Origin of the sequence: uncultured Maribacter sp., assembly GCF_963977385.1 — a bacterium.
Lineage (GTDB): Bacteria > Bacteroidota > Bacteroidia > Flavobacteriales > Flavobacteriaceae > Maribacter.
The window spans coordinates 47,749-63,459 of sequence record NZ_CAXBOU010000012.1 but is presented as its reverse complement, the minus strand read 5'-3'; the positions used below and the strand labels follow the sequence as shown (position 1 = coordinate 63,459).

The following is a 15,711-nucleotide window of genomic DNA, read 5'->3' as shown; positions in this document are numbered from 1 at the left end:
GCTGCCAACAACTACTCAACAACTTCTGCCTTCTCAATATAAATATTTTGCATTGGCCAGTCGCCTTCACCAACAGGTTGGTTATTTATTTTGTCAACCACGTCCATTCCTTCAATGACCCTACCAAAAGGTGTGTATTCATCATCAAGATGATACGAACCTGGGTCTGTAACTACTATAAAAAATTCGAAGGGTGAAGCCAACATATGTGGGTTGTCCATTTCACTGCTTGGCATAGAAATAGTTCCACGGTGGTGTTTGTGCCCTTTTCTGGTGTCAGGCGGTAATAGGTATCTACCAATATTAGTTCTTTTCTTTCCTGTCTTACGGTCATCTGAATTTCCACCTTGAATAATAAAATTTTTCACCACCCTATGAAATTGGGTAAAATCAAAATAACCTTTTCGGGTTAGGTAAATAAAATTTGCACGATGATATGGTACATTGTCATATAATTCTACGGTAAAGCTTCCTAAATTTGTAGTGATTTTTACCTTATTCGATTTTAAGGTTTTTTCATAGTTGAAAAAGAAGTCTATGGCATTGTCCTCAGTTAGTTGAAATTCTTCTTCTTCTTCTTCTTCTTCTTCTTGTAGCAAATTAGTATTTGCTTCGTTTTGAGTCGAATCTATAGTTGCCGTTGGCGCAGATGTTGTACTTTCAGATTTCTTAGAAGTATCTTTGCACCCTACAGTAAATATGACTGTTATAAAAAAATACAAATACAATTTAAGTGAATTCATGGATTTTAATTTTTTTGAAGAAAGAATATCAAAAATAAAGGATCTACCGCTTCCGGGAGAGGCTTCGCAATATAAAATGGCACCAGAAGGTCGTTTCGAAGAATTTAAAGAAATAAATCTAGAAAAAAGAAATCCGAGAAAGGCAGCTGTAATGGCATTATTTTATCCTACGATAAGCCAAGAGACCAATTTATTACTTATTCTTCGTAAAACATATAAAGGTATTCATTCTAATCAAGTTGGGTTTCCTGGCGGTAAGGCTGAAAAGTATGATGACGGTCTTCTGTCAACGGCACTACGTGAAACGCATGAAGAAGTAGGGGTGGCCCCAAATGATGTAACAGTGATCAAAGAAATTTCAGAAATTTTTATACCGCCAAGTAATTTTATTGTACAACCGTTTATCGGACTATATAAAAAACCGAAACCTTTTATTAAACAAGATCATGAGGTTGAATTGATTTTAGAGATACCATTATTAGATTTTTTAGACGAAAATAAAATCGTATCCAAAAAAATAACTACATCATACGCCGTTGATATTGAAGTACCTGCCTTTAAATTAAACGGTTATATTGTTTGGGGAGCCACGGCAATGATGTTAAACGAGATTAAAGAGCTATTAAAGCAGGTGTTATAAGGCATAATTTTTTATTTTAGCATTCTATGGGATTATTTAAGACAAACCCTTTCGGGCATAATTTATTTATAAAAAAATGGCTGATTCGTATTTTAGCGGTGCTATCGCATCAACGCTATAAACGTTTCAATACATTAGAGATAGAAGGTTCTGATATTATAAGGAACTTGCCAGATAGAAATGTACTATTTGTAAGTAACCACCAGACGTATTTTGCTGATGTAGTGGCTATGTTTCATGTGTTTAATGCAAGTTTAAGTGGTCGTGAAGATTCGATTAAAAATTTAGGATACATATGGCAACCTAAATTGAACATGTATTATGTGGCGGCTGCCGAAACCATGAAGAAGAGTCTTTTGACCAAAATAATGGCGTATGCAGGTTCTGTCAGTGTTGAGCGAACTTGGCGTTCAGAAGGTCAAGATGTGAAAAGACAGGTTAAAATGAGCGATATTTCTAGTATTGGTAAGGCTTTGAATGATGGTTGGGTGATAACCTTTCCACAAGGCACTACCACACCATGGAAACCTTTAAGAAAAGGAACAGCGCATATTATTAAGAAATATAAGCCTGTTGTTGTTCCTGTTGTAATTGATGGTTTTCGTCGTTCATTTGATAAGAAAGGACTTCGTATTAAGAAAAAGGGAATCCTTCAATCTATGGTTATCAAAGAACCATTGCAAATAGATTATGATAATGAAACTTCAGAATCAATAATTGAAAAACTAGAATATGCTATTGAACAGCATCCTTCTTTTCTAAAGGTGATTTCTAAACAAGACTTATTAGCATACGAAGAAGAGAACAAGCAACGTAAGTGGAAAAAAACCTAAATTTCAAGTTGTCTTAGTTCACTATAATTTTTCTTTAATTTTCTTAGTAGTAGACCGTATAATAGAAAGTATATACCTCCCATGAATAAGGTTAGTATTATTCCAAAAATACCTATAGATAGCATTATTGCAATCTTGAGTTTCTCTTGAGATACGTTCTTTAAACCTTCTTTCAATTCTGGAAAAGCAAGAGCAATATTATCATTCAAATAAACACCAATAACGATAATGACAATGGTTACCATTATCATTGATAATGAGAAAATAACATAGTGTTTAACCGTTCTTCTTGTTTTAATGATTTTCCTCATTAAATTTTTCGAATTATCAAGAACCGAGATTTCTTTAAATCGTTGGTAAAACTGAAAAATGAAATAAAAGGCAACAGAATAAATAAATATGGAAAGACCAAGGAGATATTTGGAAACTCCAATCTTTTTATAAACCTCCAGGCCCTCTTGCATAGATGGTAAAAGATATAGTAAATGAGGTAATGTAAATTCTAAAATACTGATGATAAGAATCCATTTCACAATAGAGGAAGATTTCTTCCATATCATTTTATGAATATCCTCATAGCTTAATTTAGGAACATCAAACTCCTTCTTTTGCCAGTCTTTCTTTAATAACTCCAGTTCATCCGTCATACGCTTATGGATTCAAAATGGTTCTTAATTTTGTTTTGATACGGTTCATTTTCACGCGTGCATTTACTTCTGATATACCTAATGTCTCTGAGATTTCTGAATAGTTCTTGTCTTCTAGATATAAGAAGACCAAAGCTTTATCAACATCACCCAATTGCTTAACAGTTTTGTACATTAGTTTTAATTGAATTTCTTCTGTTTCATCATATTCATCTGCCTTTACCTTGAAAATGATTGATTCATAATCTGCGGTGTCAATCCTTCTTTTATTCTTACGGTACAATGTAATAGCAGTATTTAATGCTACACGATACATCCAAGTACTAAATTTTGCATCACCCCTAAATTTGGGATAGGCTTTCCATAATTGTATGGTAATTTCTTGAAACAAATCGTTGTGAGAGTCGCGGTCGTTTGTATACAGCGTACATACCTTATGGACAATGTTTTGATTGTCTTGCAGCTCGGTCACAAATTTGTGTTCAAGTTTTTTGTTCACTGTTGGTTGGTTGATCTTACAAGGTTAGTCTTGCAAAAGTTTTATTTGTTACAATTAATTCTATTATAAATAAAAAAAGTGCTCAAGATTACCTTGGCACTTTTTCTATACAACTATAATTTAATTTTAATTTCTATAATCTAATGCGGGTGCTCTATCTCCTAAAAGAGGAATGTATTTGAAGTCTGCACCTCTTTGCTCTAAAAATTCAGCTTTAGCTGTTTCTATCAATTTTTTATCCTTAAATAAATCTATTGCTGTTTTCGTTAATGTTTTGGCAGCAACCATCATTCCTTTTCTACCAATAGATGTTCCGCCAGCAGCAACTGCTTGCCAACTATGTGCAGAAGTACCAGGAACCCATGTTGCAGTACCAAAACCAACTGTTGGTACAGTAAAGCTAACATCACCGACATCGGTAGAACCAAAAGCTTTTGCTTCCGTTTTATAAGGTTGAACATTTTTTGCAGTAGCAAGGTCTGCTTTTTCTTGTCCTAATGAAATGGCAATTTTATCGGCAAATTCTTTTTCTTCGGTAGTGTATTCAATGCCGCCGACTTCAGATAAGTTATCGTGCATTAATTTTTGTAAAGTAAGGTTAGGTAATAATTCATGTGTGCCACCAATCATTTCATAGTCCATTGTCGTGCCAGTACCTAGAGCAGCGCCTTCGGCAGCTTTTACCATGCGGTCGAAAATATCGATAACTACGTCACGTTTGTTATGACGAGCATAGTAATAAACTTCTGCAAAATCTGGAACTACATTTGGTGCTTTACCACCATCTGTGATTACATAATGAATTCTAGCTTCTTGAGGAATGTGCTCACGCATCATGTTTATCATCATATCCATAGCCTCTACACCATCTAATGCGGAACGCCCCTTTTCTGGAGATGCAGCAGCATGGGCAGAAACTCCGTGAAATCTGAATTTAGCAGATTTATTTGCCAATGCTGCACCAGCACTAGCTGCATTTTGTGCACCTGGATGCCAGTGAAGCGCAATATCTACATCGTTAAAAAGACCCTCACGAACCATATATACTTTTCCAGAACCACCTTCTTCAGCTGGTGTTCCGTAAAATCGAATGGTACCTTTAGATTTATTAGCTTCCAACCATTCTTTAGTTGAAATTGCCGCAGCGGTTGAAGCTGTACCGAATAGGTGGTGTCCGCAAGCATGGCCAGCTGCCTTATTTGCAGATTCCTTTACGGCTACTGCTTTTTGAGATAATCCAGGTAAAGCATCGTATTCACCCATAATAGCAATTATAGGACTGCCACTGCCGTATTCTGCTATAAATGCAGTTGGTATACCGGCAACTCCTTTTTCAATGGTAAAGCCAGCGTCTTGTAATGTTTTTTGTAATAGAGCAGAGCTTTGCTCTTCTTGGTAGCCCATTTCTGCGAATTCCCAGATATTTTGAGCAATATTTCCATAATCCTCACTTTTCTGCTCTAGATTTTTAAGAATATCTTTTTCACTCTTTTGAGCTTGCATTGTAAAAAAAGAAGTACTTAGTACTCCCAATAAAATTAAGGCTTTTTGCATTTTAAGTGTTGTTTGAGTTTAGACTATAAATATACTAAAAACACATTATTATTTTAAAGTGGAACGGCATTTGTTTAGTTTTGCAAATAATTAATACATTATGAACATACCACTTTCAAGCTATCCTAGAATTGTAATTATTGGTGGTGGATTTGGCGGAGTTTCTTTAGCCAAAAAACTAAGTAAAAAAGAAGTACAAGTCGTGCTTTTAGACAAGAATAATTATCATACTTTTCAACCCTTATTATACCAAGTTTCAACAGGCGGTCTTGAGCCAGATTCTATTGCCTATCCGTTACGAAAGGTTTTAATTGGATATGATAATTTTTATTTTCGTTTAGCTGAAGTCGATAATGTTGACCCGCTTAAAAAGAAAATCAATACAAATATAGGTGACCTTTCATATGATTATTTGGTTGTAGCTACCGGCTCTGAAACCAATTTTTACGGAAATGAAGAAATTGAGAAGAATGCCATGTCGATGAAGTCCATTCCGCAGTCGCTTAATCTTAGAAGTTTAATTCTTGAAAATTTTGAGCAAGCACTTTTAACCGATGAATATCATGAGCGAGATGCTTTAATGAATTTTGTTATCGTTGGTGGTGGTCCAACAGGGGTCGAGCTATCTGGCGCATTGGCAGAGATTAAGAAGGGTATTCTGCCTAAAGATTATCCAGATTTAGATACAAGAAGGGCACAAATTAATATAGTACAAGGCGGTGATTGTCTTTTGCCAGGATTTAGCAGTCAGGCTTCAAAAAAAGCGGAAGATTTTTTAGAGGAATTGGGAGTTCAAGTTTGGAAAGGTGTTCGGGTAACTGGTTACAATGGTAAAACCGTAACAACAAAAACCGATTTGGTTTTCGAAACTGCTACTGTAGTATGGGCTGCAGGCGTAAAAGGCGCGGGAATTAAAGGTTTAGATGCAGCAGACATAATAACAGACGGTAATAGAATTAATGTTAATGAGTTTAATCAAGTAATTGGTCATCCAGAAATATTTGCCATTGGTGATATTGCTTGTATGGTTACAGAAGATAATCCTCATGGGCATCCAATGGTAGCGCAACCTGCTATACAGCAAGGTAAATTATTAGGGGAGAACTTAGAGCGGTTGCTGGCGCATAAATCGATGAAACCATTTGAATACAATGACAAAGGTAGTATGGCAACTATTGGTCGAAATAAAGCCGTTTGTGATATAAAAGGATATCGTTTTCAGGGCGTATTTGCTTGGTTTGTTTGGATGTTTGTTCACTTGTTTTTCCTAATCGGATTTCGAAATAAAATGGTAGTTTTCATTAATTGGGTATATAACTACATAAGGTTTGATCGCGAAGCCCGATTGATTATAAGACCTTTTAAAAGAGACTATAGTCAGTTTAAAGATTAGAGCGAATAGTTTGCGTATAAATATCTGGCAGTTAAAGTCTTGCCAAGTATTTTTTGATTCATGATTTTTCAAATATATTTAGTAGGAATTATCTTCTATAAATAAGATTAAGTCCTATGAAAGTATTTGTTGTTAGTATTATTTTCCTGTGTACTTTCTCAATCCAAGGGCAAACAGTTGAGGAGTTACCTACAACATTACCATCATCATTAATCGGATTGTCAATTTCTGGGCATGCATACCCTTCTTTTTTTAACGGTGAAAATCATAAGTCCTTTATAGTTCGATATGGAATTTCAAAAGCTACACAAATAGAGCTTCAGGGCTTTTATGACACTTACTTATTGACTGAAAGATTTAGAACAAATTTGGTGGGCAAAGTCTACTTAAATGATAAGTTGTATTTGTTCTCTGGAATGGAAGTGGAAGCTGAAACCGGTAGTTATAGTAATTTTATAAGTCCTTATCGGCTTGGTTTTGTAGCCGGTGCAGGTTATGATATTAATGAAAATTTTATGATAGAAGTGAAAAGTAATGTTCAGCTGAACAACTCTAGTATTGGTGTTTTCGGTGAAAGATTAATTGGAATGCCAGCAGTTTATACTATAGGTAGTAAGTTTAAATTTTAATTACTTTTTCGTGGATGAAAATTATTCATCACTTCTGCTAAATGTGAACGGTCTACATGCATATAAATTTCTGTTGTAGTAATACTTTCATGCCCTAGCATTTGCTGAATAGCCCTTAAATCTGCACCATTTTCTAATAAGTGTGTTGCGAACGAATGTCTAAATGTATGCGGACTAATATTTTTTTTTAGTCCTATTGTAACTGCCAAATTCTTTACGATAGTGAAAATCATGGCCCTTGTTAATTGCTTCCCTCTTCTATTTAAAAATAAAATATCTTGAAACCCCTCTTGAATTTTGAGGTGAACCCTTATCTCATTGCGATAAATATTAATATACTTTTTGTTGACAGAGCTTATCGGTACAAAACGCTGTTTATCTCCTTTACCAGTTACTTTTATAAAATCTTCCTCAAAAAATAAATCAGATATTTTTAAGTCAATAAGTTCAGAAACCCTCAAGCCACATCCATATAGGGTTTCTAACATTGCACGATTGCGTTCCCCTTCGTTTGAACCCAATTCAATTGCTCCAATTATTTTATCAATCTCGTTTTCAGAAAGTGTATCTGGTAATTTTCGACCTATTTTAGGAGACTCTATTAAATCTAACGGATTGTTTTTTCTATAGTCCTCAAATATCAAATAGTTGAAAAAACTCTTAAGTCCTGATATTATACGTGCCTGAGATCTCGGGTTAACCAGCTTGGCGATTTCGTATATAAATTGTTGAACGGTGCCCTTTTCTATTTGAATAGGACTAACGGTGATAGAATGGGAATCTAAGAATGATATTAATTTTTCAATATCTCGCGTATAGCTTTGAATAGAGTTTTTTGATAACCCTCGTTCTAACTTTAAATAAACGGTATAATCTTTCAGAGCATGTTGCCAATTCATGGTTTAAAGATAGATATTACATTTGTCATGAATAAAAGTATAGATGGTCTTAAATAGTTTATTGGGGCAGGGCCTTCAATTCTTTTGATTGGTAATGGTTTCGGTACGGAAGTAGCACCAAAGCCAGTGACTGGTCTAGATTATGAAATAAATAATGTTCTATTGGTTTTTTCATTCGATTAGAGAATTTATATCAATATCGGCAAAGATTTAGATAATGAAGTAGGTGTATTTCATATTGGTATCAGATATGTTATTGAATAGATAACAAAAACTTTAAATTAAAAAAGTGGAGCGGTACTCCTCATTTTTATGCCTTTTGGTTTTATACTAATTGCTGTTTGAATCCGTTCTAGGATAATGAAAATTATACCATTAGGCATGAAAAAGACCTTGTTACTACTCGTTATGACCATTTTTACAACTCATATTTTTGCTCAAGAAGGCTTTAAAATGGGTATTCAGGCAGGTCTGCCTTTCAATGATTTTAATGAAGCGTTAAGTGTTGTCGTTGGTGTTGATGTTTCATACATGTATCCTTTAGGCGAAGTAATAGATGTAGGTCCGGCAGTAGGTTTTATTCACGGTTTTGCAGAAACATTTCAGTCAAATATTGTTCGGGAAGATTTAAAACCAGTTCAATTTGCACCCCTATCGGCTGGTCTGCGTATTTGGACCTCTAACGATTTTTCATTTGGCGGAAATGTAGGTTGGGCCTTAGGTGTTAGTGAGGGCAATGATGGTGGTTTGTACTATAGACCAACAATTGCATATTTAATGAGCTCAAGTGTTGAAATTAATTTTTCATATACCGGTATTGAACTAGACGAGGCTACATGGTCTACTTTAACTCTTGGTATTGTTTATAATTTTGAACCTAAATACAGAACTCGACGTTAAAAGTAAATAGTACTTTAGGTAAATTTACTTCTGTTGTTTCTTATCAATTTGTTAGGCAACATTTGTTACTTTTGATATATGAAGATTATCATAATTAATGGCCCCAACTTAAATTTATTAGGAAAAAGGGAGCCAGAAGTCTACGGGGCTGAAACGTTTGAAGATTACTTTTCAAAACTTCAATTTAAATTTAAAGATATCGAGTTAGAATATTTTCAATCTAACATCGAAGGAGAATTGATATCAAAAATTCAGGAGATAGGTTTTTCCTACGACGGTATCGTTTTAAACGCGGCAGCATATACGCACACTTCTGTCGGTATTGGCGATGCTGTAAAAGCGATTAAGACTCCAGTAGTAGAAGTTCATATTTCAAATACCCATAAGCGAGAAGAATTCAGACATGTATCTTATATATCTGCTGCCGCTAGCGGTGTTATTCTTGGCTTCGGACTTAAAAGCTACGATTTGGCAATCGAAAGTTTTCTATTCTAATTACAAGAAAGCTTTAACATCTGAAGTGCCATTTTAATTCGTAAATAGGTGTAAAATCTATAGCTATGAAAAGAATTGATCTAGTATTCTTGAGCATATCTTCACTTTTAATTATGTCGTGCAGTGATAAAGAAGATTTAGCACTCACCCCTATAGTTGATGATTCAATTACCATAAGCAATGCTTTTCCGAATCTCACCTTTTCAAATCCCTTAGACTTACAAGCTCCTCAAGATGATTCTGATAGAATTTTCGTTGCAGAAAAAGGTGGGATTATTAAAATATTTCAGAATAATGAAGCTACAGAAGAGATTTCTACGTTTTTAGATATTTCAAATAAAATAGCGACAACAAGTGAATTGGGTCTTTTAGGCTTTACTTTTCATCCAGATTATAGCACTAACGGTTTCCTTTATGTGGCCTATACGCCAACTGAAGAATTGTCTGTAATGTCTCGTTTTAAAGTGTCTGAAACAGATGTTAATATGGTAGATGATTCAAGCGAAATTATTTTATTGGAAATTCCACAACCCGCTACAAATCATAATGGTGGTCAATTAGCCTTTGGTGCTGATGGTTATCTATACATAGCATCGGGTGATGGCGGTGGTTCGGGTGACCCAGATGGCAATGCACAGAACTTAGGAAACTTACTAGGTAAAATTTTACGTATTGATGTAAATAGGCAAGATGCCGGATTGAATTATGCCATACCAACAGATAATCCGTTTGTGGCAAATGAAAATGCTAGGGGCGAGATATACGCCTACGGACTAAGAAACCCTTGGAGATTCAGTTTTGATGGTCAAACCAATACCATTTGGGCAGCTGATGTGGGTCAAGATGAATTAGAGGAAATAGACCTTATCGTTAAAGGAGGTAATTATGGTTGGAATATTCTTGAAGGTAGTTCTTGTTACTTGGAAACAGAATGTGATTCTACTGATCTAGTGGCTCCATTTTTTGAATATGGACATGGTAAGAATGACAAATCGGTTACTGGTGGGTATGTGTATCGAGGCAATGAATTACCAGATTTAAAAGGGTATTATGTCTATGGAGATTTTGTTTCGGGCAGGATATGGGCTTTAGACCAAGCCGGAAATAATACATTATTATTGGAAACGGGTTTAGCGATAGCTTCCTTTGGCACAGATAAAAATAACGAGTTGTACGTGTGTAGTTTCGACGGTAAAATCTATGAACTTAAAAATTCAGAAGAACAGCTTTAAACTTAAGCTATCTTTTCAGGTCTTAGATATTTTTCTTCTACGTAGAAAGTAGCAAAAGGTAAAAGTGATGCAACTCCGAAAATGAGTAGTTTTTTAATGCCCCACTTTTTTTTGATTCCAACTACGATAGTGAGAATTATAAAAGCAATAAATAGCACTCCGTGGGCATTACCGACTATTTTGTTTGGTCCGGGTATTTCCGCCCAGTATTTCAATGGCATGGTTACTCCGAACAACGCCAAATAAGAGATTCCTTCTAAAATTGCCGTTGCTCGAAATAATTTTAACATGCTATTTATTTATTAAAAATTGTTATAAGTGTATTACTTCATCATATGCTGCTGCAACTGCTTCCATAACAGCTTCGCTCATAGTAGGGTGTGGGTGAACAGTTTTTAGAACCTCATGTCCTGTAGTTTCTAATTTACGACCAAGAACTGCTTCAGCAATCATATCTGTAACACCTGCACCGATCATATGGCATCCTAACCATTCGCCGTATTTAGCATCGAATATAACTTTAACGAATCCGTCAGAAGCGCCAGATGCTTTTGCTTTACCACTAGCTGAGAATGGGAATTTACCAACTTTAATCTCTATACCTTTATCTCTAGCTTGCTTTTCTGTTAAACCAACAGAGGCAATTTCAGGAGAGCAATATGTACAACCAGGTATGTTACCATAATCTAAAGGTTCTACATGCATATCTGCTAATTTCTCAACACATAGTATACCTTCAGCAGATGCTACGTGAGCAAGTGCCTGTCCTGGTGTTACATCACCAATAGCATAATAACCTGGTATATTTGTTTGGTAATAATCATTTACCAGAATTTTATCACGGTCTGTAGCAATACCTACATCTTCCAATCCTATATTTTCAATATTGGTTTTAATACCAACAGCAGATAATACAATATCAGCTTCTAGAATTTGTTCGCCTTTAGCGGTTTTTACAGTTGCTTTAACTCCGTCACCAGAAGTATCAACAGAAGTAACTTCTGCAGAGGTCATTATTTTAACACCTGCTTTTTTAAAGCTTCGCTCTAATTGTTTAGAAACATCAATATCTTCAACAGGAACAATGTTTGGTAAATATTCTACAACGGTAACTTCAGTACCCATAGAATTGTAGAAATAAGCGAATTCAATGCCTATTGCTCCACTTCCAACAACAATCATTTTCTTAGGTTGCTTGTCTAAAGTCATTGCCTCTCTATAACCTATGATTTTCTTACCGTCTTGTGGCAAACTTGGTAATTCGCGACTTCTTGCGCCAGTTGCTATGATAATATTATTACCACTGTATTCTGTTACTGTGCCGTCTTCAGCCTTAACTGATACTTTCTTACCGGCTTTTAGCGTACCATAACCTTTTATAACTTCAATTTTGTTCTTTTTCATTAAGAACTGAACTCCTTTGCTCATTCCGTCGGCAACACCACGGCTTCTTTTTACTACCGCATCAAAATCCTTGTCAACACCTTCAACCTTAATTCCATAATCATCTGCATGTTTCAGGTATTCAAATACTTGTGCAGATTTCAATAAAGCTTTAGTGGGTATACAACCCCAATTTAAACATACGCCTCCAAGACTTTCTTTTTCAATAATAGCGGTCTTAAAGCCTAATTGTGAAGCCCTAATAGCCGCTACATATCCTCCTGGACCACTACCTAAAACAATAATGTCGAAACTGCTCATATTCTGTTTTTTTTGATGTTTGAAATGAGGTGCAAAAGTACGAAACCAAATCGAAATTGAGAATAGGATTTTAAAATATGACCTTTAAATTCATATTATAATATTTTCAAAACTTCAATTTACATAGAAGCGGTATTACAAATAGGGATGAAATAATAAAGAGGCCAAAAAAAGACCTCTTTAATTTATATTCATTTAGCTAAGTATTATTTAGCGGGTACAAATTTTAATGCGACTCCATTAATACAATGTCGTAAACCAGTAGGTTCTGGGCCATCTTCAAATACATGGCCTAAATGACCACCACAAGTTCCACAGTGCTCTTCAGTTCTTTTATACCCTATTTTATAGTCAACATCATAACTAACATTGCCTTCAATTTCTTGATAAAAACTTGGCCATCCGGTGCCAGAGTCAAATTTGGTTTGGCTCTTAAAAAGGGGAGTAGCACAGGCGGCACAAACATAAGTTCCTTTCTTTTTTATTTTTAGCAATTCGCTAGAAAATGGGTTTTCAGTTGCAGCTTCACGTAATACGTAATATTCTGCATCGGTCAATTCTTTCTTCCATTCAGCATTTGTTTTTTGAACAGCGAATTCTTTAGTGTTTTCAACAATTGTTTCACTGGCCATTTCTTTTTCTTGCGATGTACCTTTACAGCTTGCGAAAAGTACTAAAAGTGCTATTCCAATTTTTATTTTCATTTCAATTTTTTTTATTCTGTCGATAATTTTTTCAACACCTTTCAAGTTATTGAATTTACGGAACCTTTTGAGTTAAGGTTTTAAAAAAATATAAAAAAAAGCCTTTGAATTTGTTCAAAGGCTTTTTGTTTTAGAAAGTAATTAATTTCCAAAAAAATTAATCCAATTTTATTTTCTGAACATTTTCTTCGCTAACACCTAAATGTGCCATAACCGAATTAATATCTGAGGTATCTAATTTACCAGTAGTTGATTCTGCGGGTAAAACTGCTATTCTAAAGACTTGATTTTCAGTATCACCTGCTGGTAAAGTACTTAGGTCAAAATCTGATTCCAAGAAAATATTTACATCGAAAAATGTGTAGTCAAAGTTGTATTGTAATAATCCTTGATCTAGAATTCTTGTTTGTGGCATTAATCTCCAAATATCAACTAAATCACCATTTCCATCTTCGGTTTCATCCCATAATAAGTATACTAAAACAACATCGGTTTCAAATACTTCTACACTTTGTGGAAATTCATAAAATATGGCAAAGTCATTTTCTAGGGTAAAAGTACCTTCGATATCCATCACCTGTCCTAATATGTTGACTCCATCTTCCCCATCTTCCCCATCGATTCCATCAAATCCGTCAAAACCTGAAGGTCCTTGTGGTCCTTCACATGAAATAAAAAGTATGGTAACTAGTGCGCCTAAAAATAAGTTCAGTTTTTTCATAAGATTATAATTATTCGGTTTATGTATAAATGTTCTGTTGTTAATTCAAAAAGCGTTCCATTTTTGGTAATTCAATATATAAATCGGATATTAACTGCTATATTTTTAACAAAAAACGAACCTGGTCGACCGTCTTTCAAAGTTGATTAGCTTTACCAATAAATTTAAATCTTACTATGCCTAACGTAATAGTTCACTCTTTATTCACCGATTTCGATATAAACCTTTTTAAAAGTGGTAAACATTATAGACTTTATGAAAAGCTAGGGTCGCATTTAATTGAGGTAGACGGAGTAAAAGGTACTTATTTTTCCGTTTGGGCACCAACTGCGAAATCAGTTTCAGTAATTGGAAATTTTAATTCTTGGAACCCCGAAGATCATAAACTAAATGTTCGTTGGGATTCTAGTGGAATATGGGAAGGTTTTATTCCAAATATTGGTAAAGGCGAGGTGTATAAATATAAAATACAATCTACAAATAATGATATTTGGACAGAAAAAGCCGACCCATTTGCAAGATACTGTGAGCACCCACCAAGAACGGCTTCTGTAGTGTGGACAGCAGAGCATGATTGGAAAGATGAAGCTTGGATGGGATATAGGAATGATAAGAATGGTTTAGATAAACCATATTCTGTATATGAAGTGCATTTAGGGTCATGGAAAAAGAATGCAGAGAATAAATTTATGACCTATAAAGAATTTGCAGAGGATCTGGTTTCTTACGTTAAAGAAATGGGGTATACTCATGTAGAATTTATGCCTATTATGGAATACCCTTATGATCCATCCTGGGGTTATCAATTAACAGGCTATTTTGCACCTACTTCAAGATTTGGAGCACCAGAAGATTTTAAATTATTGGTAGATACATTTCATCAAAATGACATAGGCGTTATTTTAGACTGGGTACCTTCTCATTTTCCAGAAGATGCACATGGCCTTGGTTTCTTTGATGGTTCAAACTTATACGAGCACCCAGATAGAAGAAAAGGATATCATACAGATTGGAAGAGTTTAATTTTCAACTATGGAAGAAACGAGGTAAGGGCCTTCCTTATAAGTAATGCACTTTTTTGGTTAGATCAGTTTCATGTAGATGGCTTGCGAGTAGATGCAGTTGCTTCTATGCTATATCTTGACTATTCTAGGGAAGAAGGAGAATGGGAACCAAATATATATGGTAATAACGAAAATTTAGAAGCCATATCTTTTATTCGTGAATTGAATGAAGCTGTTTATTCAAATTTTGAAGGTGTACAGACCATTGCTGAAGAATCTACTGCATTTTCTGGAGTTTCAAAACCAGTAGAGCACGGTGGCTTAGGCTTTGGTATGAAGTGGATGATGGGTTGGATGCATGATACATTGGAATTCTTTAAAAAGGAGGCAATTTACAGAAGGCATCATATGAATGACCTTACTTTTGGTATGACCTATACGTTTACTGAACATTTTATGCTTCCGTTTTCGCATGATGAGGTTGTTTATGGTAAACAATCATTAGTATATAGAATGCCTGGCGATGAATGGCAGCGATTTGCAAATTTAAGACTGCTTTTTGGATACATGTTTACACACCCTGGTACTAAATTAATGTTTATGGGGGGTGAATTCGGACAAACGTCTGAATGGAATTTTGAGCAAAGTTTAGAATGGCATTTATTGAAATATGAAGGTCATAAAGGTATACAAGACTTTGTAAAAGATTTAAATCATCTTTATAAAGGTTCTCCGGCATTATATGAGAAACAATTTAGTCCTGAAGGCTTTCAGTGGATAGATTATAGTGATCATGAAAATTCTGTTTTAACATATGTTCGTAAAGGACATGATGATAAGAATGATTTAATAATTGCTTGCAATTTTACTCCGGTACCTCGCGAAAATTATAGAATAGGTATGCCTAAAAAAGGCAAGCTTAAAGAAATTTTGAATAGTGATGATAAAAAATATGGTGGTGGCGGTAATTTAAACACTAACATAAAGACCTCTACTAAAGCAGCCCACGGGCATAAAAAGTCTATTGAAATAACTATTCCGCCTTTGGGAATTGTAATATTGAGATAATACTATAGTAAAATAACTTTTATCGTTTCCTGTTATAACATTATAT

Annotated in this window: 17 protein-coding genes; 8 read left to right on the top strand and 9 right to left on the bottom strand. The window is 34.8% G+C overall.

Annotated features, from left to right (window positions below):
* Positions 1–11: 11 nt before the first annotated feature.
* Positions 12–743 carry a peptidylprolyl isomerase gene (locus AAC084_RS13245; protein WP_339840686.1) on the bottom strand — a complete coding sequence of 244 codons (732 nt, stop codon included), beginning with the start codon at positions 741–743 and terminating at the stop codon, positions 12–14.
* On the opposite strand from AAC084_RS13245, the gene AAC084_RS13240 reads away from it, so the two are divergent.
* Both AAC084_RS13240 and AAC084_RS13235 read left to right on the top strand, forming a co-directional pair.
* The gene (locus AAC084_RS13240) at positions 742–1,383 is read left to right on the top strand and encodes a CoA pyrophosphatase (protein ID WP_339840685.1); all 642 of its coding nucleotides are present in this window, start codon (positions 742–744) and stop codon (positions 1,381–1,383) included. The two genes, AAC084_RS13245 and AAC084_RS13240, sit on opposite strands and share 2 nt — an antisense overlap.
* 26 nt (positions 1,384–1,409) lie before the next feature.
* The gene (locus AAC084_RS13235) at positions 1,410–2,216 is read left to right on the top strand and encodes a lysophospholipid acyltransferase family protein (RefSeq protein ID WP_339840684.1); all 807 of its coding nucleotides are present in this window, start codon (positions 1,410–1,412) and stop codon (positions 2,214–2,216) included.
* Here the strand turns inward: AAC084_RS13235 and AAC084_RS13230 are convergent.
* From AAC084_RS13230 to AAC084_RS13220, 3 genes are all read right to left on the bottom strand, one after another.
* Entirely contained in the window at positions 2,213–2,863 is a 651-nt protein-coding gene (locus AAC084_RS13230; RefSeq protein ID WP_339840683.1) for a hypothetical protein, read from the bottom strand. The two genes, AAC084_RS13235 and AAC084_RS13230, sit on opposite strands and share 4 nt — an antisense overlap.
* 4 nt (positions 2,864–2,867) lie before the next feature.
* Positions 2,868–3,362 carry a sigma-70 family RNA polymerase sigma factor gene (locus AAC084_RS13225; RefSeq protein ID WP_339840682.1) on the bottom strand — a complete coding sequence of 165 codons (495 nt, stop codon included), beginning with the start codon at positions 3,360–3,362 and terminating at the stop codon, positions 2,868–2,870.
* Between the two features lie 126 nt (positions 3,363–3,488).
* The gene (locus AAC084_RS13220; RefSeq protein ID WP_339840681.1) at positions 3,489–4,916 is read right to left on the bottom strand and encodes an amidohydrolase; all 1,428 of its coding nucleotides are present in this window, start codon (positions 4,914–4,916) and stop codon (positions 3,489–3,491) included.
* A 100-nt stretch (positions 4,917–5,016) separates the two neighbouring features.
* Here AAC084_RS13220 and AAC084_RS13215 point away from each other — a divergent pair, with 100 nt between their 5' ends.
* Positions 5,017–6,309, top strand: a complete 1,293-nt coding sequence (locus tag AAC084_RS13215) for an NAD(P)/FAD-dependent oxidoreductase (protein ID WP_339840680.1) — start codon at positions 5,017–5,019, stop codon at positions 6,307–6,309.
* A 116-nt stretch (positions 6,310–6,425) separates the two neighbouring features.
* Positions 6,426–6,938 (top strand): hypothetical protein, encoded by a 513-nt coding sequence (locus tag AAC084_RS13210; RefSeq protein ID WP_339840679.1) that lies wholly within the window; start codon positions 6,426–6,428, stop codon positions 6,936–6,938.
* Here AAC084_RS13210 and xerD read toward each other — a convergent pair.
* On the bottom strand, positions 6,935–7,837 hold the full coding sequence (gene xerD, locus AAC084_RS13205) for a site-specific tyrosine recombinase XerD (RefSeq protein WP_339840677.1): 903 nt from the start codon (positions 7,835–7,837) through the stop codon (positions 6,935–6,937). The genes AAC084_RS13210 and xerD overlap by 4 nt on opposite strands.
* A gap of 360 nt (positions 7,838–8,197) precedes the next feature.
* Between xerD and AAC084_RS13200 the strand changes: the two genes are divergently transcribed.
* The 3 genes from AAC084_RS13200 to AAC084_RS13190 all read left to right on the top strand — a co-directional run bounded on the left by AAC084_RS13200 (position 8,198) and on the right by AAC084_RS13190 (position 10,464).
* Positions 8,198–8,737: an outer membrane beta-barrel protein gene (locus tag AAC084_RS13200; RefSeq protein ID WP_339840676.1), complete on the top strand. Its 540-nt coding sequence runs from the start codon at positions 8,198–8,200 to the stop codon at positions 8,735–8,737.
* A gap of 78 nt (positions 8,738–8,815) precedes the next feature.
* A complete protein-coding gene (aroQ, locus tag AAC084_RS13195; RefSeq protein WP_339840675.1) occupies positions 8,816–9,232 on the top strand; it encodes a type II 3-dehydroquinate dehydratase in 417 nt (138 codons plus the stop codon).
* A gap of 65 nt (positions 9,233–9,297) precedes the next feature.
* Positions 9,298–10,464 (top strand): PQQ-dependent sugar dehydrogenase, encoded by a 1,167-nt coding sequence (locus AAC084_RS13190; protein WP_339840674.1) that lies wholly within the window; start codon positions 9,298–9,300, stop codon positions 10,462–10,464.
* Positions 10,465–10,466: 2 nt separating this feature from the next.
* Here AAC084_RS13190 and AAC084_RS13185 read toward each other — a convergent pair whose 3' ends face one another.
* The 4 genes from AAC084_RS13185 to AAC084_RS13170 form a co-directional block, all read right to left on the bottom strand.
* Complete coding sequence (locus AAC084_RS13185; protein WP_339840673.1) at positions 10,467–10,754, bottom strand: DUF3817 domain-containing protein; 288 nt, start codon at positions 10,752–10,754, stop codon at positions 10,467–10,469.
* A 22-nt stretch (positions 10,755–10,776) separates the two neighbouring features.
* Entirely contained in the window at positions 10,777–12,168 is a 1,392-nt protein-coding gene (gene lpdA / locus AAC084_RS13180; RefSeq protein ID WP_339840672.1) for a dihydrolipoyl dehydrogenase, read from the bottom strand.
* A gap of 206 nt (positions 12,169–12,374) precedes the next feature.
* Positions 12,375–12,872, bottom strand: a complete 498-nt coding sequence (msrB, locus tag AAC084_RS13175; protein WP_339840671.1) for a peptide-methionine (R)-S-oxide reductase MsrB — start codon at positions 12,870–12,872, stop codon at positions 12,375–12,377.
* Positions 12,873–13,029: 157 nt separating this feature from the next.
* Positions 13,030–13,593 carry a collagen-like protein gene (locus tag AAC084_RS13170; protein WP_339840670.1) on the bottom strand — a complete coding sequence of 188 codons (564 nt, stop codon included), beginning with the start codon at positions 13,591–13,593 and terminating at the stop codon, positions 13,030–13,032.
* Between the two features lie 176 nt (positions 13,594–13,769).
* Between AAC084_RS13170 and glgB the strand changes: the two genes are divergently transcribed.
* Positions 13,770–15,665 carry a 1,4-alpha-glucan branching protein GlgB gene (gene glgB / locus AAC084_RS13165; protein ID WP_339840669.1) on the top strand — a complete coding sequence of 632 codons (1,896 nt, stop codon included), beginning with the start codon at positions 13,770–13,772 and terminating at the stop codon, positions 15,663–15,665.
* Positions 15,666–15,711 lie beyond the last annotated feature (46 nt).

Coding starts and splice junctions, on each gene's coding strand:
- xerD (WP_339840677.1), bottom strand. CDS start 7,837: ATGAATTGGCAACATGCTCTGAAAGATTATACCGTTTATTTAAAGTTA.
- AAC084_RS13215 (WP_339840680.1), top strand. CDS start 5,017: ATGAACATACCACTTTCAAGCTATCCTAGAATTGTAATTATTGGTGGT.
- AAC084_RS13220 (WP_339840681.1), bottom strand. CDS start 4,916: ATGCAAAAAGCCTTAATTTTATTGGGAGTACTAAGTACTTCTTTTTTT.
- aroQ (WP_339840675.1), top strand. CDS start 8,816: ATGAAGATTATCATAATTAATGGCCCCAACTTAAATTTATTAGGAAAA.
- msrB (WP_339840671.1), bottom strand. CDS start 12,872: ATGAAAATAAAAATTGGAATAGCACTTTTAGTACTTTTCGCAAGCTGT.
- AAC084_RS13235 (WP_339840684.1), top strand. CDS start 1,410: ATGGGATTATTTAAGACAAACCCTTTCGGGCATAATTTATTTATAAAA.
- AAC084_RS13185 (WP_339840673.1), bottom strand. CDS start 10,754: ATGTTAAAATTATTTCGAGCAACGGCAATTTTAGAAGGAATCTCTTAT.
- AAC084_RS13200 (WP_339840676.1), top strand. CDS start 8,198: ATGAAAATTATACCATTAGGCATGAAAAAGACCTTGTTACTACTCGTT.
- AAC084_RS13190 (WP_339840674.1), top strand. CDS start 9,298: ATGAAAAGAATTGATCTAGTATTCTTGAGCATATCTTCACTTTTAATT.
- lpdA (WP_339840672.1), bottom strand. CDS start 12,168: ATGAGCAGTTTCGACATTATTGTTTTAGGTAGTGGTCCAGGAGGATAT.
- AAC084_RS13170 (WP_339840670.1), bottom strand. CDS start 13,593: ATGAAAAAACTGAACTTATTTTTAGGCGCACTAGTTACCATACTTTTT.
- glgB (WP_339840669.1), top strand. CDS start 13,770: ATGCCTAACGTAATAGTTCACTCTTTATTCACCGATTTCGATATAAAC.
- AAC084_RS13230 (WP_339840683.1), bottom strand. CDS start 2,863: ATGACGGATGAACTGGAGTTATTAAAGAAAGACTGGCAAAAGAAGGAG.
- AAC084_RS13245 (WP_339840686.1), bottom strand. CDS start 743: ATGAATTCACTTAAATTGTATTTGTATTTTTTTATAACAGTCATATTT.
- AAC084_RS13210 (WP_339840679.1), top strand. CDS start 6,426: ATGAAAGTATTTGTTGTTAGTATTATTTTCCTGTGTACTTTCTCAATC.
- AAC084_RS13240 (WP_339840685.1), top strand. CDS start 742: ATGGATTTTAATTTTTTTGAAGAAAGAATATCAAAAATAAAGGATCTA.